The organism is Niveispirillum sp. GW835-FHT14G11, from assembly GCF_058793615.1.
Genome location: NZ_JBXAFZ010000004.1, coordinates 109,656 through 129,349, shown reverse-complemented (window position 1 = coordinate 129,349; position 19,694 = coordinate 109,656). Strand labels below are relative to the sequence as shown.

Annotated in this window: 17 protein-coding genes; 4 read left to right on the top strand and 13 right to left on the bottom strand. The window is 66.4% G+C overall.

Translation table 11 applies throughout. The features are described 5' to 3' along the window. The 11 genes from AC1Q7F_RS09145 to AC1Q7F_RS09095 all read right to left on the bottom strand — a co-directional run bounded on the left by AC1Q7F_RS09145 (position 1) and on the right by AC1Q7F_RS09095 (position 11,432). Positions 1-282: a virulence factor gene (locus tag AC1Q7F_RS09145; protein ID WP_492505953.1), complete on the bottom strand. Its 282-nt coding sequence runs from the start codon at positions 280-282 to the stop codon at positions 1-3. Beyond that, on the bottom strand, positions 282-470 hold the full coding sequence (locus AC1Q7F_RS09140) for a DUF5397 family protein (RefSeq protein WP_492505951.1): 189 nt from the start codon (positions 468-470) through the stop codon (positions 282-284). The genes AC1Q7F_RS09145 and AC1Q7F_RS09140 overlap by 1 nt, the downstream gene beginning before the upstream one ends. 115 nt (positions 471-585) lie before the next feature. After that, positions 586-3,261, bottom strand: a complete 2,676-nt coding sequence (alaS, locus tag AC1Q7F_RS09135; protein ID WP_492505949.1) for an alanine--tRNA ligase — start codon at positions 3,259-3,261, stop codon at positions 586-588. A gap of 117 nt (positions 3,262-3,378) precedes the next feature. Next, the gene (locus AC1Q7F_RS09130) at positions 3,379-4,245 is read right to left on the bottom strand and encodes an alpha/beta hydrolase (protein WP_492505947.1); all 867 of its coding nucleotides are present in this window, start codon (positions 4,243-4,245) and stop codon (positions 3,379-3,381) included. 163 nt (positions 4,246-4,408) lie between these two features. Beyond that, on the bottom strand, positions 4,409-4,888 hold the full coding sequence (locus AC1Q7F_RS09125; RefSeq protein ID WP_492505945.1) for a Dps family protein: 480 nt from the start codon (positions 4,886-4,888) through the stop codon (positions 4,409-4,411). A gap of 337 nt (positions 4,889-5,225) precedes the next feature. Continuing rightward, the gene (locus AC1Q7F_RS09120; RefSeq protein WP_492505943.1) at positions 5,226-5,798 is read right to left on the bottom strand and encodes an EF-hand domain-containing protein; all 573 of its coding nucleotides are present in this window, start codon (positions 5,796-5,798) and stop codon (positions 5,226-5,228) included. A 93-nt stretch (positions 5,799-5,891) separates the two neighbouring features. Continuing rightward, positions 5,892-6,638, bottom strand: a complete 747-nt coding sequence (locus AC1Q7F_RS09115) for a 5'-methylthioadenosine/adenosylhomocysteine nucleosidase (protein WP_492505941.1) — start codon at positions 6,636-6,638, stop codon at positions 5,892-5,894. 2 nt (positions 6,639-6,640) lie between these two features. Then, positions 6,641-7,072, bottom strand: a complete 432-nt coding sequence (locus AC1Q7F_RS09110) for a response regulator (protein WP_492505939.1) — start codon at positions 7,070-7,072, stop codon at positions 6,641-6,643. Continuing rightward, entirely contained in the window at positions 7,069-9,729 is a 2,661-nt protein-coding gene (locus tag AC1Q7F_RS09105) for a PAS-domain containing protein (protein WP_492505937.1), read from the bottom strand. The genes AC1Q7F_RS09110 and AC1Q7F_RS09105 overlap by 4 nt, the downstream gene beginning before the upstream one ends. A gap of 66 nt (positions 9,730-9,795) precedes the next feature. Beyond that, positions 9,796-11,127 carry a glycosyltransferase family 9 protein gene (locus AC1Q7F_RS09100; RefSeq protein ID WP_492505935.1) on the bottom strand — a complete coding sequence of 444 codons (1,332 nt, stop codon included), beginning with the start codon at positions 11,125-11,127 and terminating at the stop codon, positions 9,796-9,798. After that, positions 11,121-11,432, bottom strand: coding sequence for a hypothetical protein (locus AC1Q7F_RS09095; RefSeq protein WP_492505933.1), 312 nt, complete (start codon positions 11,430-11,432; stop codon positions 11,121-11,123). Before AC1Q7F_RS09095 ends, AC1Q7F_RS09100 begins: the two co-directional genes overlap by 7 nt. 233 nt (positions 11,433-11,665) lie before the next feature. On the opposite strand from AC1Q7F_RS09095, the gene recA reads away from it, so the two are divergent. Continuing rightward, positions 11,666-12,742, top strand: coding sequence for a recombinase RecA (gene recA / locus AC1Q7F_RS09090; protein WP_492505931.1), 1,077 nt, complete (start codon positions 11,666-11,668; stop codon positions 12,740-12,742). A gap of 68 nt (positions 12,743-12,810) precedes the next feature. Here recA and AC1Q7F_RS09085 read toward each other — a convergent pair whose 3' ends face one another. After that, positions 12,811-13,656 (bottom strand): phytoene/squalene synthase family protein, encoded by an 846-nt coding sequence (locus AC1Q7F_RS09085; protein ID WP_492505929.1) that lies wholly within the window; start codon positions 13,654-13,656, stop codon positions 12,811-12,813. Between the two features lie 205 nt (positions 13,657-13,861). Between AC1Q7F_RS09085 and AC1Q7F_RS09080 the strand changes: the two genes are divergently transcribed. The 3 genes from AC1Q7F_RS09080 (at position 13,862) to hpnE (ending at position 17,761) form a co-directional block, all read left to right on the top strand. Further along, positions 13,862-14,488: a superoxide dismutase gene (locus AC1Q7F_RS09080; protein ID WP_492505927.1), complete on the top strand. Its 627-nt coding sequence runs from the start codon at positions 13,862-13,864 to the stop codon at positions 14,486-14,488. 220 nt (positions 14,489-14,708) lie between these two features. Beyond that, positions 14,709-16,463, top strand: a complete 1,755-nt coding sequence (locus AC1Q7F_RS09075; protein WP_492505925.1) for a squalene/phytoene synthase family protein — start codon at positions 14,709-14,711, stop codon at positions 16,461-16,463. 8 nt (positions 16,464-16,471) lie between these two features. Then, complete coding sequence (gene hpnE / locus AC1Q7F_RS09070; protein ID WP_492505923.1) at positions 16,472-17,761, top strand: hydroxysqualene dehydroxylase HpnE; 1,290 nt, start codon at positions 16,472-16,474, stop codon at positions 17,759-17,761. Here hpnE and AC1Q7F_RS09065 read toward each other — a convergent pair. Beyond that, positions 17,713-19,647 (bottom strand): radical SAM protein, encoded by a 1,935-nt coding sequence (locus AC1Q7F_RS09065; RefSeq protein ID WP_492505921.1) that lies wholly within the window; start codon positions 19,645-19,647, stop codon positions 17,713-17,715. The genes hpnE and AC1Q7F_RS09065 overlap by 49 nt on opposite strands. Between the last annotated feature and the right edge of the window lie 47 nt (positions 19,648-19,694).

Below are 19,694 nucleotides of genomic sequence, written 5' to 3'. Positions count from 1 at the left end.
TTAGGGTGATTTCACGATGCCAGTGAAATCAGACCAATGGTCCACTTTGAACGCTCTGATATCGCGAACGCAGGTGGGAAACCAAGGCAGCGCTTTGAGCCCTTGTATCGCGGCGAAGAGATTGGCGAGATCATCACGCGATGTGATGTACAGGCTGCCTTGGACGCGGTCGAAACCATAGCGCGCCAGACAGGCACCAATATCGGAATATGCCTGGGAAACACCCTTCGGGTGACGTTGCGCTGTTTCTGCCACCACCAGATCAAAGGCAATTGCAAACATCAGCGATCCCGCGGGTCTTCCAGAATCTCAGACAGGCGGTAATCCAACTCCTCGCCGCTTTCGACGACGCGGATACGCATGGCGCGGTCGCCACCGGTCAGCCCGTCACCTGCTGAGAGGATTTCATAGACAGGGCCAAGCGGACCGAACCGGCGCCATGTGCCGATAAGCGCCTGGGGCGTAGGCATTTGGCTGTCCATAGCAGCCTCCCGAACCAATGCTGATGCCCACAATCATACGCGAAAGCAAGGATAACTGATAGATTAGAAAGGGCCGGGTTTTCGCCCGGCCCTCAACTCACATTCAACCCGCCAGCGCCGCTTCCACCGCCGCGATGGCGTCCGCCGCCTTGTCCCCATCCGGGCCGCCGGCCTGGGCCATGTCGGGACGGCCGCCGCCACCCTTGCCGCCCAGGGCCGCCGCGGCGACACGGACCAGATCGACCGCACTGGCCTTGCCCACCGCATCCTCGGTGACGCCGACTACGACCGACGCCTTGCCGTCGGCCACGGCGATGGCGACGACGACACCCGTACCCACCTGCTTCTTCAGCTCATCGGCAAACGGCTTCAAATCCTTGGCCGGCAGGTCGGCGACGACGCGGCCGATGAAGCCCAGGCCGTTGATCTGCTTCACTTCCGACGCCCCGCCGGAACCGCCGCCGCCCAGCGCCACCTGGCGGCGCAGGTCGGCCAGTTCTTTTTCCATCTTGCGGCGTTCGTCCAGCAGGCTGGTGACCTTGGCCACCACCTCGCCCGCCGGCACCTTCAGCGCCTGGGCAGTGTCCAGCAGGCGACTTTCCTGCTGTTCCAGATAGGCCAGCGCGCCGGCACCTGTCAGCGCCTCGATCCGGCGGATGCCGGCGGCAACGGCCCCTTCCGACACGATCTTGAACAGGCCGATATCGCCGGTGCGGCGGACATGCACGCCGCCGCACAGCTCGACGGAGAATTCCTTGTTGGCGCCGTCATCGGTGCCACCCATGGAAACGACGCGCACCTCCTCGCCATACTTCTCCCCGAACAGGGCCATGGCGCCGACGGCGATGGCGGCATCGGGGGTCATCAGGCGGGTGGTGACCTCGCTGTTGGACCGGATGCGGGCATTCACCGCCGCCTCGACATCGGCGACATCGGCGGCCACCAGCGGCGTCGGCTGGGAAATGTCGAAACGCAGACGGTCGGCGCTGACCAGCGAACCCTTCTGGGTGACATGGTCGCCCAGGCGGCGGCGCAGCGCCTCATGCAGCAGGTGGGTGGCGCTGTGGTTGGCGCGGATGGCACCGCGACGGCCGCCATCCACCTTCAATTCCACGGCATCGCCCACGGCAAGGCTGCCCTTGGTCACCGTGCCGATATGCACGAACACCGCGCCCAGCTTCTTCTGCACGTCGCGGACGGTGACTTCCGCGCCCTTGGCGGAGATCATGCGGCCGGCATCGCCGACCTGGCCGCCGCTTTCGCCATAGAACGGGGTCTGGTTGACGACGACCAGCACTTCCGTGCCTTCGGCGGCGCTGGTGACGCGGTTGCCTTCCTTGTCCAGGATGGCGGTCACCGCACCCTCGGCCGCCTCGGTGTCGTAACCCAGGAACTCGGTGGCGCCCAGCTCGTCCTTCAGTTCGAACCAGACGCGTTCCGTCGCCGCCTCACCGGAGCCGGACCAGGCGGCGCGGGCCTTCTTGCGCTGTTCCTCCATGGCGGCGTTGAAGCCGTCCACATCCACCGGACGGTTGCGGGTGCGCAGCACGTCCTGGGTCAGGTCCAGCGGGAAGCCATAGGTGTCATAGAGCGTGAAGGCGACATTGCCGGGCAATGCCTGCCCCTGGGCCAGCGGCGCCTCCGCCTCGTCCAGCAGCTTCAAACCGCGGTCCAGCGTTTGCTTGAAGCGGGTCTCTTCCAGGCGCAGCGTTTCGGTGATCAGGGCCTGGGCGCGCACCAGTTCGGCATAATGGCCGCCCATTTCGCGCACCAGCGCCGGCACCAGACGGTGCATCACCGGATCCTTGGCGCCCAGCATATGGGCGTGACGCATGGCGCGACGCATAATGCGACGCAGAACGTAGCCACGCCCCTCATTCGAGGGCATGACGCCATCGGCGATCAGGAAGGAGCAGGAGCGCAGATGGTCGGCGATGACCCGGTGGGAAGTGGCCTGCGGCCCCTTCAAGGACGCGCCCGTGGCCTCGGCCGAGGCCTCCAGCAGGCCCTGAAACAGGTCGATATCGTAATTGTCGTGCACGCCCTGCATCACGGCGGCCAGACGTTCCATGCCCATGCCGGTATCGATGGACGGCTTGGGTAGCGCCACGCGCTCGAACCCGCCATCCTTGGACGGCAGCTGTTCATACTGCATGAACACGAGATTCCAGATCTCGATGAAGCGGTCGCCATCCTGATCCGGGCTGCCCGGCGGGCCGCCGGGGATATGCGCGCCATGGTCGTAGAAAATCTCCGAGCACGGGCCGCAGGGCCCTGTGTCGCCCATCATCCAGAAATTGTCCGAGGTCGGGATACGGATGATACGCTCATCCGGCAGGCCGGCGATCTTCTTCCACAGGTCGAAGGCCTCGTCATCATTATGAAAGACGGTGGTGGTCAGCTTGTCGGCCGCAATGCCGAATTCCTTGGTGATCAGGTTCCAGGCCAGCTCAATGGCGTCGGCCTTGAAATAGTCACCGAAGGAGAAATTGCCCAGCATTTCGAAGAAGGTGTGGTGGCGGGCGGTAAAGCCGACATTGTCCAGGTCGTTATGCTTGCCCCCGGCGCGCACGCATTTCTGCGAGGTGGTGGCGCGGGTATAGGGGCGATGTTCCTGTCCCGTGAAGACATTCTTGAACTGCACCATGCCGGCGTTGGTGAACATCAACGTCGGATCGTTGCGCGGCACCAGCGGCGAGCTGTCGACAATGGCGTGGCCGTTCTTCCCGAAATAGTCGAGGAACGTGGAACGGATTTCGTTGACGGTCTTCTTGGACATGGGATGACGGCCTGACTGCTGCTTGGGATCGCGACAATGTGGGGTGTGGGTTTTACCGTGGGGAGGGACGGCCTGTCCATGCCCGGTACAGCGAAGCGGCCATGAACGCGTGTGTTTCTATTCCCGCACCACCAGCGAACGGCCCCCGGTGGGCCTTTCCTGCTCCAGGGTCGGGCCATTGGGCACTCCACCGGCGCTATCCAGGAAGGAAAGCAGCACCTCTGCGCCCCCCCGGTCCAGCAGGTCCTGGGCCCCAACGCCATCCGGCCGGAAAACCCGCAGCGGCGCGGTCACCAGCCTGTCCAGCCGCCGGCCCAGCACCGCCGGCACCTGACCGTCCCCGCCCGCATGCAGGATCAGTGTTGGCGCCTGTACCTGCGCCAGCGTGGGTGCGATCTCAAACCGATGGCGCAGCAGCGACCGCAGCGGCAGCAAGGGCAGCCGCCGCTCCAGCAAATCGGCCATCGATGTGAATGGCGCCTCCAGCACCAGCCGCGCCACCGACCGTTCCGCCGCCAGCCCCGCCGCCAGGAAGGCGCCCGTGTCGCGGCCATACAGCACCAGGCGTCCACCCGACACGCCCCGGCGCACCAGGAAGTCGGCCCAGGCGCGGGCGTCTTCCACCCATTCCGCCTGCCCGGCATTCCCCGGATTGCCGCCCTGCCCGCGCAGACCGGCCAGCAGCACGCCGAAGCCGGCATCGGCCAGCAGCCTGGCCAGCGGGCCACAGGCGCCCGGATGCTGCAACCGGCCCGGCAGGATCAGAATGGTGGGCTTGGTGAAGCCTTCGGCCGGACGGTGCCAGCCTTCCAGCGACGCCCCGCCGCCCGTCGGGGTCCAGACATTCTGGAAATCCGGGATACCGGCATCGGCCAGCACCATGGGCCGCCGGTCGGGCGGGAACAGGATGCGGTCCTGCCCCCGCCGGAACCACACGGCATAGGCGATCCAGGCCAGCAGGGGAAACAGGATCAGGCCCAACATCAAGCGTTCGCCTTGGATACGAAGCAGTCCCCGAAACTATAGACCAGTACAGCCCAGCTCAAGCTGCCGATCGCTGCCATTCTGTTCGGCTTCCCACCGGCGCACAAAAAAACAGCGCCACAGTTCGCGGCGCTGTTTTCAACATTGTCGGTTCGGTCTCCGATTATTCCAGCAGGGAACGCAGCATCCATGCCGTCTTCTCATGCACCTGCATGCGCTGAGTCAAGAGGTCGGCCGTCGGCTCGTCATTCGCCTCTTCCGCGACGGGGAACAGGGTGCGGGCCGTGCGGGCCACGGTCTCATGGCCTTCGACCAGCTGGCGGATCATGTCCTGCGCCTTCGGCACGTCATGTTCTTCTTCCACCTTGGTCAGCTTGGCGAACTGACCATAGCTGCCCGGTGCATGGAAACCCAGGGCGCGGATACGCTCCGCCACCTCGTCCACGGCCGTGAACAATTCGGTGTACTGCGCCATGAACATGGCATGCAGCGTATTGAACATCGGGCCGGTGACGTTCCAGTGGAAATTGTGAGTCTTCAGGAACAGCGTATAGCTGTCCGCCAGCAGACGCGACAGACCGTCAGCGATCTGGGCGCGGTTCTCGTCGGTGATGCCGATATTGATGGCGGGTGCCTTGGCCATTTTTGCCTCTAGCGTTGTCTCGTCACGATCAACAGATAGTTACTTTGATCGCAAAGACAAGGCAGTGCAAGAGGAAGATCGGCCGATAACCCACTGAAAAATATGGGGGAGGCCGAAAGGCCGCACATAGGCGGTCTGGCCATCCCCCGAGTGGCGGAGGCGTTACCACCTCCGTATGGCCCGGCTGAAGGCATGCGAATTCCCAGCCGGACCAAATCTAAGCTGTTCCTCAATCGCCGGCGCCCACATCCGTGGGCTTGGCTTCACGCGGCATGTGCCGCGCGGCCGCAGTCGCCGCCGGAGCGGTTTTCCAATGACTGGAAAATCGCTCTCAGGATCAGGCAACGGCCTGGCTGGACGTGCTGGAGCTGTTGGCGCTGGTCTTCTGGGAATAGCTGTTGATGGCGGCCTGCAACTGGCTGATCAGCGTGCCGAGCGGATCCTCCTCGTCCTCATCCTCCTCGGTGCTGCTGGACAGAAGGCTGGCGACGCTGCTGGAACTGCTGTCTTCTTCAGCCTGCTGGCCGCCTGCGCCACCCGGCGGCGGACCACCGGGCGGGGGACCGCCAGCCCCCTGCGGACCACCGAAGCCGCCGGAGGCTTGCTCCTGTGCGGACAGCAGTGCGCCCTTGGTTTCCGACCGTATGCTCTGGAACGCCGTCTCCATCTCCGTCTGGGTGAGGGAGCCGTCGCCATCGCTGTCCATCTTGGCGAACATGTCCTCGGCACTGGGACGGTTGCCCGTCTTGCCGGCCTTGTCCGCGTCCTTCGGTCCGGCCGCCTGGAATTCCTCCAGCGACAGCGCGCCCGACTTGTCGGCGTCGGCCGCCTCGAACCGTTCCTGGGCCTTCTGCTGGCGGCTGACGCCGGCCGATGCATAGGCATTGCTGCTGATGCTGCTGATACTCATAAAGGTTGCTCCCTTCGGGTTTTGCCGGACCCATCCCTTCAACGGGCTGGCTTCGCATCCCCTGTCGGCAACCTTGCAGGTTTTTTCGCCCCCTCACATAACCGGCACGATGCGCCGCACGATGCCGGCGGCGTTGACGGCGGCGGTCCGGGCGAAGGTGGGGAAATCCAGGTGGCTGTCGCTGCCGGCCAGATCGGACAAGGCGCGGACCACCACCAGCGGTGCGGCGAACCGTGCCGCCACCTGGGCCAGTGCGGCCCCCTCCATCTCCACAGCCTGGGCCTGGAACCTTGCATGCAGGTCCAGGCGCGTGTCGGCGCAGTTCAGGAAATGGTCGCCGGTCAGCACCGTGCCGAAGCGCCAGACGGGTACCCGCGCCGATCCCGGCATGCCCGCCAGTACCACCCCCTGCAAGGCGTCGGCGATGCGTGCCGCCATGCCGTCGGCCAACGGATAGCCGTGGCTGTCATCAAATCCCGGCAAGGGCGGCACGCCCGGCTGATACGGCTTCAACCGGCCGGCGGCCAGCGCCCCGTAATCATGCTGCACCAGCCGGTCGGCGATGACCACGTCGCCCACCGCCAGCGCCGGGTCCAGCCCACCGGCCACGCCGGAGAACAGCAAGCCGCGCACGCCGAACCGGTGCAACAGCAAGGTTGCCACCACGGCGGCATTGACCTTGCCGATCCCGGCCTCCACCAGCACCACATCGCGGCCCGCCACCTGTCCGCGCAGGAAGCGGAACCCGGCCAGTTCGTCGGTATCGCGATCATCGATCTCATCGCGGAAATGCCCGATCTCCTCCGGTACGGCGCAGATCAGGCCCAAAGGTGCATCCATGTTCACAGCCCCCCTCCCGCGCGCGGCCGGATGTTCTTGGCAAGCGTGCGGATGCGCACCTCCAGCTGGGCGGCGCTGTAGGGCTTGACAATGAAGGAATCCACCCCCTGGGCGCGGGCGGCCAGCACATGGTCCTTGGTGCCGTGGCCCGTCTCCATGATGAAGGGCAGGTTGGGCCGCATGTTGCGGACCGATGCCAGCAGATCCATGCCGTTCATGCGCGGCATGGCCCAGTCGCAGATGATCAGGTCCACGCCGTCGGGATCGCGATGCACGATGTCCAGCGCCTCCGACCCGTCATTGGCCGTCTGCACCTCGCGCACGCCCATCTGCTTCAGCACATCGGCGATCCAGACGCGGGTCTGCTGCTGGTCTTCCACCACCAGGATGCGCAGGGACCGGATCGGGTCCTCCGGCATATACATTCGGCTCATGCACGTCTCCGCTTGGCCAAGGCATCCGCGACGGCCCGGCACAGGGTCTCCGGGTCGATGGGTTTGTAAAGCACGGGGATATCGGGTGGCAAATCCTCAACCTCCACGTGGCCGCGTCCGGGATATCCGGTCATGAACAGCACCACCACCTCCGGGTCCAGTTCCGTCACCAGATGCGCCAGCCGCACGCCCCCCAGGGCCGGCATCACCAGATCGGTCAGCAACAGGTCGATGCCCCCCTCCTCGAACCGTTCCAGCGCCTCCACCCCGTCGGCGGCGCAGCGCACGACATGGCCATCGCGTTCCAGGAAGCCGGATACCAGGGTCAGCAGCTCCGGCTCATCCTCCGCCACCAGGATGGTGGCCGGCTTGGCCTCGGTGGCGGCGATCCGGGCGCTTGGCACCAGCGGTACCATTTCCGCCGGGGCTGGCGACAAGGGCAGCCACAGGGTGAAGCAGGTACCCCGCCCTGGCTGGCTTTCCACCAGGATGGTGCCACCCGCCTGCTTCACCGTACCATAGACCATGGCCAGGCCCAGGCCCGTGCCCTGGCCCGGCGGCTTGGTGGTGAAGAAAGGGTCAAAGATGCGGTCCAGCAGTTCCGGCGGCATCCCCGTCCCCCGGTCAGTGACCGACAGGATGGCATAGTCGCCCGCTGCCAGCCCCGGCGGCGGCGGCCGATCCCCCGCCCCTTCCAGCCGCACCGACAGCGGCCCGCCGCCGGGCATGGCATCACGGGCATTGATGGCCAGGTTCAGCAGCGCCTGGGCCGCCATATCGGGATCGATGGCAACCCAGGCGGGCGTGTCGGGCACCTGCACCGACAGCTCGATCGTCGCGCCCAAAAGCGGCTTCAGCAGGAATTCCTGCCCGCGCAGCACGCTTCCCAGGTCGATCACCTCCGTGCGCGCCACCTTCTGGCGGGAGAAGGTCAGCAATTCCCGCGTCAGCGCGGCAGCGCGTTCCACCCCCTGCCCGATCTTGGAGAGATATCCGGCGATCGTGCTGTCCTTGGGCACGCCCTGTCTGGCCATGCCGGCATAGCCGCCGATCACCGACAGGATATTGTTGAAATCATGCGCGATGCCGCCGGCCAGTTGACCCAGCGCCTCCATCTTCTGGGCCTGCAGCAACTGGCCCTCCAGCTTCTTCTGCTCCGTCACGTCGGCGAACAGCACCACGAAGCCGCCGCCCGGCATGGGGAAATGACGGACCTGCAGCCAGGTGCCGTTGGGCCGTTGCCGCTCGTTGAAATAGGTGCCGTCATGGCGGATGCGGTCGTAATCGGCGACGCTCTCCTCCACCGTCTCGCCAGGATATTCGCCCTGCTGGGCCAGCAGGATCACCAGATCGCGATCCTTCAGGCCGGGCACCATGACGCCAGGCGGGATGTCCAGCAATTCTGCCACCATGCGGTTGGCCACCAGCAGATGGCCGTCGGCGTCATACACCTCAATGCCGATGCCGACATTATCCATCATGCTGTCCAGGATGCGCGTCTTCTCCCAGATCTCCCGCTCGGCCTGACGGCGTTCGGTGATGTCGCGCAGATAGGCGGTGTAGCGCTGGCCCGGCCCCAGCGGCACCGCCGTAATGGCCAGTTCCACGGGGATCACCGCCCCATCCCGGCGCAGCGCCTCGATCTCCACCCGCCGGCCCAGCATGGTGCCGCCGCCGCCATTCCGCATCCGCGCCAGACCACCTTCATGGCCCTCGCGATGGTGCGGCGGCACGATCAGGTCGCTCATCCGCCGTCCCACGGCCTCGGCCCGTTGCCAGCCGAAGGTGCGTTCGGCCGCCGGGTTGAATTCCAGGATGTAACCGTCCTCGTCGATGGAAACGATGCAGTCCAGGGCGGTGTCCAGGATCGACCGGGCCCGCGCTTCACTCTCGCGCAGGCGCAGGCTGGACGCCACCTCATGGGTGACGTCGCGGAACAGGCACAAGACCAGCCGCTCGCCCCCGCCCTGGAACGGCACCGCCGACACGGCCACGGTCAGGTCGCGCCCGTCCAGGCTGCGCAGATCGATGGGCATCTGGTGCAGCGGCTCGCCCCCGATCACCCGGCGCAGCAGCATCTCGGCCAGCGGCCGCATCTCGTCGGCCGCGACATCCATGACGTTGAAGCCGGACGCCGCCTCATCGGGCCCGATGCCCAGGATGGCGCGGCCGGCGCGGTTGATGAAGCGGCCCCGTCCCTGGGCATCATGCACGGCGATGCCATCGGGCGACAGGTCGACCAGTTGGCGATAGCGCTGCTCGCTGTCGCGCAGGTCCGACTCGCGGCGCTTCAGTTCGGTAATATCTGTGCGCACGCAAAGGGTCCCGCCCTGTGGCAGCCGCTGGTCATGCACCCGGATCCAGCGCCCGTCGGACAGCAGGAACTCGCCAGCCATACCCGTGGGCTGGCGGAAGGTGCGCATGCGGTCGGCGACATAGGCCTCCATGTCCTGGCCCTTGGCGTGTAGATTGTCGCCCGCCTCGATCCCATAACGCAGCAGCGCCTCGAACGACACGCCGGGCACCATCTGCGCCGCCGTGACGGGGAACAGGGCCTTGAAGGCCGGGTTGGCCAGGACCAGCCGCTCCCCGGCGTCGAACATCGCCACCCCGTCGGTCAGCATGTCGAAGGCCGTGGTCAGGCTGTCCAGGTTCACGTCCGTCTCCGGCGATCAAGGCGGGGCTGCAGCATCAAGCGATGGTGCCCTGCCCGCCCCGCGGGATCAAGCCGGCAGGGCCACGCCCACGCGCGCCACCACCCCGGCCCAGTCACCGGACTTCTGCTGCCGGAACAGGCGCATGGACGGGTACCAGCCCGTCCTGGGCGATGCCTCCAGCCAGCGCCAGTCGGTGTCGGTGGCGATCAGGGTCCAGACGGGCCGCCCCATGGCGCCCGCCAGATGCGCCAGGGCGCTGTCGGGCGTGATCAGCAGGTCCAGGTGCGGCAGGATGGCGGCCGTGTCGGCCCAGCCGCCGATCTGCGCGCCCAGGTCGATGACGTGGCCCGGCAGCGGCGTGCGGCCCATTTCCTCCCGCCCGCTGGCCACCTGCAGCGCGTACCAGTCCGCCCCCGTCCGCGCCAGCAGCGGCAGCAGGGATGCCAGCCCCGGCGACCGCCAGAAATCCCCCGGATGGGCGGGGTTGCCAGCCCAACTGATGCCGATGCGCGGGCGGTTGCCCCGCCGTGCCAGCCGCGCGCCCCACAGGGCGGTCAACTTTGTGTCTCCCGTCACATAGGCCCCATCCCAGGGAATGGCAGCGGGCTCCAGCCCCATCAGGCCGGGCAGGTCCATCAGCGGCACCTGCATATCCACGGGCGGCAATTCCCCGCCCCGTGACACGACCGTCCCGTGCCGTCCGTCGGCGAACAAGGGCATCAGGGCTGCCGGCACCTCCAGCACCACCGCGGCACCCGCCGCCATCAGCACGCGCACCAGCCGCGCACACATGATGGTGTCACCGGCCCCCTGCTCGTCCCAGACCAGGATGCGCTTGCCGGCCGGGCTTTCCCCTCGCCAAACGGGGACCTGCTGATGCCGGGGTGGGCGGGCGGCGACCGACCAGCGGTGGCGGTACCCGGCGAAACCCTCTCCCCAACGCCCCAGCCGCAACAGAGCAAGCGACCGCCCCAGCCCGGCCGCAGCATCGCCTGGCGCCAGTTCCAGGCAACGCTCGAACGCCGCCAGCGCCCCGGCCGGATCGCCCGTCACCCGGCGCAGCAGGCCGATATCGCGCCAGACATAGGCGGTGGCCGGGGCTCGCTCCGCCGCCACGGCCAGATGGGCGGCCGCCTCCCCCGCGCGGCCACGGTGCAGCAGCAGGTTGGCCAGCGCGCACCGCGCCGGCACCAGCCCCGGTGCGACCTCCACGGCACGCGACAGCAATGCGGCAGCTTCCTCCGCTCGCCCTGCCCGCCGGGCCGCGTCGCCAAGCGTCAGCAAAGCAATGGCATGGTCTGGATTGGCCGCCAGCACCTGTTGCCACAGGGCCAGCGCGTGGCCCTCGTCGCTTTCCGCCTCGGCGGCGCGCACCAGATCGGCAACCATGCTCACCATTGTTTCTCCGTCAGGGTCGGCTTGCCCTGCACCGTGCTGCTGATCGCCTCCGGCATGCGGGTCAGCCGGTCGCTGCGGATGATGGGCAGCGGGTCGGGATCGTAAATCTGCTTCAGCTTGCGATATTCTTCAGCATGATATTCCTGCTGCTCCTGGAAATCGGGCTCGCCGTCGCGGCGGCCGGTGACGATTACTTCCTGCTCCATGGCGGGCGGCGGCGTGCGCGGCTCCGGCTTGGTCTGCGCACCGGCCGGCAGGGCGCAGGCGACAGCCGTGAGGGCCAGCAGCAGCCGGCGCCCGGTCAAAGGGTGATTCCCGCCTGAAATCGACATGCTGCGAACCTGCCAGCCTCCATGGAGGTACCAGCATAGGTGATTTCGCACCCCGTCGCATCTGAACTTTGTTCACGTTCTCACGGAAGCGGCAGAACAAAGTGAACAGAATGAGAACATTTGCGCTTGGCGAAGGAGAACAAAAAATGTACAACAGGTGCAGTTGAACGCGCATGCTCATCCGTGCGAGAAGGAAGGGGACAATAATGTCGGCAGCTCCACTCCGTCTGGTTGAAACACCCATGGACAAACAAAAAGCTCTGGACGCCGCTCTGAGCCAGATCGAACGGGCCTTTGGCAAGGGCTCGATCATGAAGCTCGGCGCCAAGGAGGCATTGACGGAGACGGAGGTGGTCTCCACCGGCTCCCTGGGCCTCGACATCGCGTTGGGCATCGGCGGCCTGCCGCGCGGCCGCATCATCGAAATCTACGGGCCGGAAAGCTCGGGCAAGACCACGCTGGCCCTGCATGCCATCGCCCAGGCACAGAAGACTGGCGGTGTGTGCGCTTTCGTGGATGCCGAACATGCGCTGGACCCCAGCTATGCCCGCAAGCTGGGCGTGGATGTGGACGAATTGCTAATCTCCCAGCCCGATGCCGGTGAACAGGCGCTGGAAATCGTCGATACGCTGGTGCGCTCCGGCGCTATTGACGTGCTGGTGGTGGACTCGGTGGCAGCCTTGGTGCCGCGTGCCGAATTGGAAGGGGAGATGGGCGACAGCCATGTCGGCCTGCAGGCCCGGCTGATGAGCCAGGCGCTGCGCAAGCTGACCAGCTCCATCTCCAAGTCGCGCTGCCTGGTGATCTTCATCAACCAGATTCGCCTGAAGATCGGTGTGATGTTCGGCAACCCGGAAACGACGACGGGCGGCAACGCGCTGAAATTCTACGCCTCCGTCCGCCTGGACATCCGCCGCATCGGCGCCATCAAGGACCGGGAGACGGTGACGGGCAACCAGACCCGCGTGAAGGTGGTGAAGAACAAGATGGCGCCGCCGTTCCGCGTCGTCGAATTCGACATCATGTATGGCGAGGGCGTGTCGAAGGTGGGCGAGTTGCTCGACCTCGGCATCCAGGCCGGTGTGGTCGACAAGTCGGGCTCCTGGTTCTCCTATGACGGGCAGCGCATCGGCCAGGGGCGCGAGAACGCCAAGACCTTCCTGCGCACCAACCCGGCCGTGGCCGACAGCATCGAACAGAAGATCCGCGCCAATGCCGGCATCGTGGCGGGTGCCATGATGGGCACGCCGGAAACCGATGGCGAGGCCTCCAGCCCGGAATGACCCCGACAACCGCCCCGGAAGGTCCCCTTTCCGGGGCGGTTTGGTTTTAAACGCTTACCAGTGCCCTTTTACCATCGCCCGATCGTGGCCGCCCAGCCTACGGCCAGCGGCCGCCGCACCGTGGGGCGCAGCAGTGCGGGCGCCATCGGATTGTATGCGGCCCGGCGCAGTCGGCCCAGATAATGGTCGGCCAGGGTGGCCGGCAGCAGGGCCGGCAGGGCCGTCTTGGGCACCTGTCCCCGCAGGCGCCGCGCTTCGGCCAGCAGGGCATGGGCCTTCTCGGCCACCCCCTTCACCACCTTGGCCAGACCCGGTTCCGGTTTCAGATCGAACAAGGCCGGTTCCGTGACCCCATGTTCGGTCATCAACGTCAGGGGCAGGCGGGACCGGTGGCCGCGGGCCAGAAACGGTGTGGCGCGCAGGGTGCCGGTCAGGGCCCAGGCCGTGCCGACCAGCCGTGCCGCCTCCATGGCGGCCTGGTCGCGGACACCCACCACCTGACAGGCCAGCCGGGCCAGCGGTGCGCCCGTCACCTGGGCATAACTGACCAGGCAATCCATGTCGGCCGGCGCCTCATCATCCAGGTCGGCTTCGCGCCCATCGATCAGCAGGTCGAACTGCCCACGGTCCAGCCCGTGGCGGGCGATGGCTGCCGCCAGAGGTTCCACCACCTCATGCCGGCGGGGATTGCCTGCAAATGCACCGTCGATGCTCTCCCGCCACCATTGCAGACGGATTTGGCCCAGGGTGGGCTCGCTCACCACCTCGCGGGTTTTCGCCACCTCATGGTTGAAGGCATACAGCGCGAACAGGTCCTCGCGACGGCCGGCGGGGGCGAACAGCGCGGTCAGAAACCGGTCATTGTCATGCTTGCGGACCGCCTCGGCGCAGGCGGACAGGGCGGGCGGCGCCATGAATTTTATCCAATCCAGAATGATGCCGCCTTATAGGCGTTCCGCGACGCGGCGCAAAGCCCAAGCCACCCATATGGTTGATACGGCAATTATTCAGGGGTGGATCGGGTTGACCCGTAGGCGACGCGGTCGTATCTGTCATCTCCGTGTCCGGCCGCCCCCGCGTCAGGGGCGGCATAACCCCCAGAGAACAGGAGCCATCACCATGGCCTTCACCCTGCCGGCACTGACCTATGACACCGCGGCGCTGGAGCCGCATATCGACGCGCTGACCATGGCCACCCACCATGGCAAGCACCATCAGGCCTATATCAACAACCTGAACAACGCCCTGGCCGACCACAGCCAGCTGCAGGACCTGTCGCTGGAAGACCTGCTGAAGCGTCTGGGCGAGCTGCCGGAAGGCATCCGCACCGCCGTGCGCAACAATGGCGGCGGTCATGCCAACCATTCCATGTTCTGGTCGATCATGGGCCCCAATGGCGGTGGCGATCCGACCGGCGCGGTGGGCAGCGCCATCACCCGCGATTTCGGCAGCTTCGAGGACTTCAAGAAGAAGTTCAACGAGGCCGGGACCAAGCAGTTTGGCTCCGGCTGGGTGTTCGTGACATCCGATACCGCCGGAAAGCTGGCCATCGTCGCGCAGCCCAACCAGGACACGCCGCTGTTCAACGGCACGCCCGTCCTGTTCGGCAATGACGTGTGGGAACACGCCTATTACCTGAAGTACCAGAACCGCCGCCCGGACTATCTGGCCGCCTGGTGGAACACGGTCAACTGGGATGCCGTGAACGCCCGCCTGGCCAAGATCCAGGGCGGCGCTGTCATTTAAGTTCCCTCAAGGTGCTGGGCCGGCAGTCGCTGGCCTCCGCCGGTCATTACAATGTGACCGGCGGCTGGAGCCCCGGACCTGAAGCATAATGCCAACCCCGCCGGAGCCATCCGGCGGGGTTTGTCATATCCCGACGCTTACGCCGCATTATCGCCACTTCTACATGTCTCTCTGTCGTGGCAGAGTACAGGCCCGACCGACGACAGAGCCCGCCCGACCCATGGCAGAATTTCGCCTGTCCGCGCAGAACCCCGCCCAGCCGGGCGATCCCGCCGCCCGCAAGGGCGCGGAGGGGGAGAATTTTCCGGTCGCCTCCCGGCTGATCCCGGCCACCTATCGTCCGCATGTGATGGCTTTCTATGCCTTTGCACGGCTGGCCGACGATATTGCCGACGACCCGCATGTCGATCCCGATATGAAGATCGCGCAGCTGGACGCGCTGGAACGTGCCCTGGTCAGCGGTATCGGCAACCAGCCCTGGCTGGCCGCGGCTCTGACCCTGAAGGCCACGCAGACCGCGACGGGCGTGTCGGGTATCCATGCCCGCCAGCTTTTGCAGGCTTTCCGCCGCGACGCGATGGGCAGTCACTGCAAGACCTGGCAGGATCTGGTCCTCTATTGCCGCTATTCCGCCAATCCCGTCGGCCGGTTCCTGCTGGAACTGCATGGGGAGGGCATCAATGCCGCCCCCGCATCGGACGCCCTGTGCACCGCGCTGCAGATTCTGAACCATATCCAGGATTGCCGGCACGACTGGGTGGAACTGGGCCGCTGCTACCTGCCCACCGCCTGGTTCAAGGAGGCCGGCGGGTCGGTGGAACATCTGGTGGAGACCGAGGCGACGCCGCCGGTCCGCGCCGTCATCGACCGGACCCTGGACAATGTCGATTCGCTGCTGCGCCGCGCCAGCGCCCTGCCCCGGCTGATCGCCAATCCCGGCCTGCGCATGGAATCGGCGGTGATCGTGGAAATGGCTATTGCCCTGTCCAAGCAGCTGCGCCGCCGCGACCCGCTGGCCGGCAAGGTGCAGGTCGGCGCCTTCAGCCGGCTGGGGGCGGTGCTGCTGGGCGTGTTGCGCGGCATGTCGCGCCGACCGCCGCGCCTGTCGCCGGCAAGCGGACTGGCCAAGGCCGGCAGCTATGGCACCTCCACCTTCTATTGGCCCATGCGACTGCTGGGCAAGCGCAAGCGCCGGGCCATGTTCGCCATCTACGGCTTCTGCCGCGCGGTGGATGACATTGCCGACGGTACCGAGAATATCGAGGTCAAGCGCGGCGCCCTGACCGACTGGCAGCGCCGCATCGACGCCATGTACGGCATGCCCGGCCCTGGTCGCCATCATGGCCGCCTGCGCGATCTGGCCGCCGCCGTACGCCGCTACAACTTGCCGCAGGCGGAATTCCAGGCCGTCATCGACGGCATGATGATGGATGTGGAAGGCCCCATCCGCGCGCCCTCGCTGGGCATGCTGGCGCAATATTGCCGCCGGGTGGCCGGTGCCGTGGGCCTGCTGGCCGTACGCGTCTTCGGTCGTGGCGATGCCAGCGCCGATGCCTTCGCCCTGGCCCTGGGCGAAGCGCTGCAGCTCACCAACATCCTGCGTGATGTGGAGGAGGATGCCCGCGACGGCCGCTGCTACCTGCCGGAAGAGATGCTGGAGGATGCCGGCATCGACGTCTATGCGGTACAGTCCGACCCCGTGTCCCTGCTGTCCGACCCCGCCCTGCCAGAGGTATGTGAGGCCATGGCCTGCCGAGCCCAGGCCGCCTTCGTTCAAGCCGCGGGCCTTTTGAAGCAGCCGCACCGCAAGTTGTGGCCCGCCGCGGCCATGATGGTGCTGTATCACCGCATCCTGGTGCGTCTGCGCCAGCGCGGCTGGTCCCCGGAAGCCCTGTCCCGCCGTCCCCGCCTGGGCAAGTGGGAGAAGATCAGCGTGGCGTTGTCCTGCGCCCTGGGCCGACCGCCCCGTCTGTGAGAGACCCGATGGGGGGCATCGTCCATGTCGTGGGCGCTGGCCTGTCGGGTCTGGCCTGCGCCACCGCCCTGAACCAGGCTGGCCGTAGGGTCTCGGTTTACGAGGCCACGGACCATGCTGGCGGTCGCTGCCGCTCCTGGCACGACGCGCATCTGGACCGCACCATCGACAATGGCAACCATCTGATCCTGGGCGCCAACCGTGATTGCTTCACCTATCTGGACCGGATCGGCGGCGTTGACGGGCTGCTGACCTGGGACCCGGTGGCCATCCCGTTCCTGGAGCTGCCCGGTGGCCGCACCTGGACCCTGCGCCCAGGTGCCGGCCCCCTGCCGCTCTGGCTGACCGATCCGTCGCGGCGCGTGCCGGACAGCTGGGTCGGCGATTATTTCTCCCTCCTGAAACTCGCATTGGCCGGTCGGCACCAGACGGTGGCCGACCTGCTGCCGGTAGATCATCCCTTGACCGAACGGCTGTGGAAGCCACTGGCCGTCTCGATCCTGAATACACCCTATGAGGCGGGGTCGGCCCGCCTGCTGCGCAGGGTGCTGTTCCGCACCCTGCTGCGCGGAGCCGCGGCCTGCCAGCCCTCTATTGCCGGTGCTGGCGGCCTGTCCGCCGCCCTGGTCGATCCCGCCCTGTCTTTCCTGGCCGAACAAGGGGCCTCCCTGCATTTCGGCCAGCGGCTGAAGGCGGTGGAGCAAGGCCCCGACGGTGCCGCTGTGGCCCTGGTCTTTCCCGGCAATCATCGGGTGCTGGCGCCGGATGACCAGGTCGTCCTGGCGCTGCCGGCGGAGGCGGTCGGCGCCCTGCTGCCGAATCTTCCCGCTCCCACCCGCTTTCATGCCATCCTGAACGCGCATTTCCGGCTGGATGGACCGGTGCAATTGCCCGGCGGGCACCCTGTGCTGGGGCTGATCGGCGGGACGGCGGAATGGCTGTTCGCGCGCGGCGACACCGTATCCATCACCGTCAGCGCGGCCGACGCGCTGCTGGATCACGACGATCTGCCGGCCCTGCTGTGGCGCGACGTGGCAAGGGTGCTGGGCTTGGACCCCACCCAGATTCCGCCCCACCGCATCGTGAAGGAAAGGCGGGCAACCTTCGCCGCAACACCGGACCAGAACCGCCTTCGCCCCGGCCCGCGCCTGGCCCGCAACCTGTTCCTGGCCGGCGACTGGACGGATACCGGGCTGCCCGCCACCATCGAGGGGGCGATACAGTCCGGCCATCGGGCGGCGAAGATCTGTCAGTCCGGCCGGATGGCGGGGCACATGTCACAGTCCCGCTCCGGATAGGCGAGGTAGGCATAAAGTTCATCGGTGGATGCGGTCGGCGGCAGGCCACGATGTTTCAGATACTGTTCCCATTCCGGCCGGCCCGTCAGCTTGATCTTCTTGTCCAGGATATTGAGGAAGGCCAGCGGCGGGCACTTCCAGATCAGCCCCTCATGGATGCAGGTGCAGTTCTTCTCCGAACAGCAGCCCCAGGCCGCAAACGGCTGCTTGTCCTCGAACGGGCGGATATCCTTACCGGTCCCCTGGTAAAGGCGGGTGAAGTCGTCGGGAAAATCCTCTGAATAGGTGGTGGTGATGCCCATGGAGAGCGACCAGGTCATCACATCCCGCAACTTCGTCTGTACCGCCGGGTCGCGGTCATGCAGCGAGATGTGCAGGCTGGTGCCGGTTTCGGCCAGCGCCTGCATCATGTCGGTACGCCGTCGCAGCAGCAGGCCGTTGCTGACCAGCGATCGGCGGGCATGGGGGAAAATCTCCGCTGCGGCGCGGATGATATGGGCGGCGTCGGGGTTGATCGCCGGCTCCCCACCCAGCAGGCGGAACTGCGCCGGCACGATCCGTTCGGCCCAATTGGCCATCCAGGCCCGCGCTTCACCCAGCCGCACCACACCCGGCATGGCATAGTTCGAATAATGCGAACAGCCCTCGCACCGCAGATTGCACGCGTAGGAAATATCCATTTCCATATAGCTCAGGAACAGGCGGCCATCCGGCATCCGCCCGACGGGGAAGCGCTGCGGATTGGACAAGCGGTCGGCATTCTTCAACAGGTCGACCGGAACGTCGGCCGCCTTCTGCCGCTCGATGATATCGAAATACATCTCCATGAGGTCGAAGGCCGCATTCACCCTTAACCACGGCTCCAGCAGGGCCCGCGCGCCGGCCAGATCACCCGCCTGCATCAGGGGGCCCACCTTCAGGCGGAGCAGTTCCGCTTCCAGGTCGCGATTGCGGGCTGAAAGCTCGGCGATGGCCCGACCGTTGGTGCGCAGAACGGCCCCTCCGGGCCCTTGCTGCAGGTCCCGGTACCGAAGCGTGTAGCGGAAAAGGCCGGACAGGTCGCCCTGTGCGATGCTCAATCCGGTTTCCTGCGCGCTGGACACCCAAGCCGCACTGAGCGGCAGCAGGTCGCCACCGGTCAGGGGACGCTGATCCAGGATTGTCTGGATGGCCAGCAGGGGGGGCGGCAAGGTGGCTGTCGTCCCCAGCCTCCGCGCATGGTCAGCGACCACCGTGGCCAGCCGCTTTTCCACCTGCGACAGCGAGCGGATGGGAACATGGAGCGCCGACACGAAGGTGCAGTCGGAAACGGCCAGGCTATGGCCGGGTGCGGCGGCATGCGCGCCGGGAAGATAGCTGACCTCGGTGGCGCTGTCGGGATGTGTCAGGCAGATGATGATCTTGCGCGACTGCGGTCCCCCAACGCGCTGGACCTGTTCCGCAATCTCCATGGACCGGAAACGACGGGGGCCCAGCTTGTTGACATCGATGGTATCGTCGCTGTCGGCCAGAACACAGACGCGGTGGAAATGGCAGAACAGATTGCCCGCGCTTGCGAAGACACCACGCACGAAGTCACGATCGCCGTCGAACTGAAGGAATTCATCCGCATCAAGGGCGAAATAGGTTGCCGCGCCATTTTGCGCCCGGGCCAGGGCCAGCATGCCGGTTTGCAAAGGCGACGCGGATATTGCCCGCACCTGGTCAAGCGGCAGAAGCCGCAGGCCCGGCAATTCCTGCGCGAGCTTGTCCAGGATGGCGGGCGTCCCGTCGGTGGAACCGTCATCGACCACATACAACTGATCCAGCAGGGTCAGGTTGTGCCGGACGAAGGCTTCGACGATGTCGTCCTCATTGTGTGTGACGCACAGGCCAACAAGTTTCATGATGGAGGTTCCGTTGTACCCGTGCGCGGGGCCGGCCCCCAAAGGGC

What these genes read in the sequence shown, in the direction of transcription:
- AC1Q7F_RS09085 (WP_492505929.1), bottom strand. Translation starts at nt 13,656, where the DNA reads ATGGCGCCGCCCGCCCTGTCCGCCTGCGCCGAGGCGGTCCGCAAGCAT.
- AC1Q7F_RS09120 (WP_492505943.1), bottom strand. Translation starts at nt 5,798, where the DNA reads ATGAGTATCAGCAGCATCAGCAGCAATGCCTATGCATCGGCCGGCGTC.
- AC1Q7F_RS09075 (WP_492505925.1), top strand. Translation starts at nt 14,709, where the DNA reads ATGGCAGAATTTCGCCTGTCCGCGCAGAACCCCGCCCAGCCGGGCGAT.
- AC1Q7F_RS09145 (WP_492505953.1), bottom strand. Translation starts at nt 282, where the DNA reads ATGTTTGCAATTGCCTTTGATCTGGTGGTGGCAGAAACAGCGCAACGT.
- AC1Q7F_RS09065 (WP_492505921.1), bottom strand. Translation starts at nt 19,647, where the DNA reads ATGAAACTTGTTGGCCTGTGCGTCACACACAATGAGGACGACATCGTC.
- AC1Q7F_RS09080 (WP_492505927.1), top strand. Translation starts at nt 13,862, where the DNA reads ATGGCCTTCACCCTGCCGGCACTGACCTATGACACCGCGGCGCTGGAG.
- AC1Q7F_RS09110 (WP_492505939.1), bottom strand. Translation starts at nt 7,072, where the DNA reads ATGAGCCGAATGTATATGCCGGAGGACCCGATCCGGTCCCTGCGCATC.
- AC1Q7F_RS09140 (WP_492505951.1), bottom strand. Translation starts at nt 470, where the DNA reads ATGCCTACGCCCCAGGCGCTTATCGGCACATGGCGCCGGTTCGGTCCG.
- alaS (WP_492505949.1), bottom strand. Translation starts at nt 3,261, where the DNA reads ATGTCCAAGAAGACCGTCAACGAAATCCGTTCCACGTTCCTCGACTAT.
- hpnE (WP_492505923.1), top strand. Translation starts at nt 16,472, where the DNA reads ATGGGGGGCATCGTCCATGTCGTGGGCGCTGGCCTGTCGGGTCTGGCC.
- AC1Q7F_RS09115 (WP_492505941.1), bottom strand. Translation starts at nt 6,638, where the DNA reads ATGGATGCACCTTTGGGCCTGATCTGCGCCGTACCGGAGGAGATCGGG.
- AC1Q7F_RS09100 (WP_492505935.1), bottom strand. Translation starts at nt 11,127, where the DNA reads ATGGTGAGCATGGTTGCCGATCTGGTGCGCGCCGCCGAGGCGGAAAGC.
- recA (WP_492505931.1), top strand. Translation starts at nt 11,666, where the DNA reads ATGTCGGCAGCTCCACTCCGTCTGGTTGAAACACCCATGGACAAACAA.
- AC1Q7F_RS09125 (WP_492505945.1), bottom strand. Translation starts at nt 4,888, where the DNA reads ATGGCCAAGGCACCCGCCATCAATATCGGCATCACCGACGAGAACCGC.
- AC1Q7F_RS09130 (WP_492505947.1), bottom strand. Translation starts at nt 4,245, where the DNA reads ATGTTGGGCCTGATCCTGTTTCCCCTGCTGGCCTGGATCGCCTATGCC.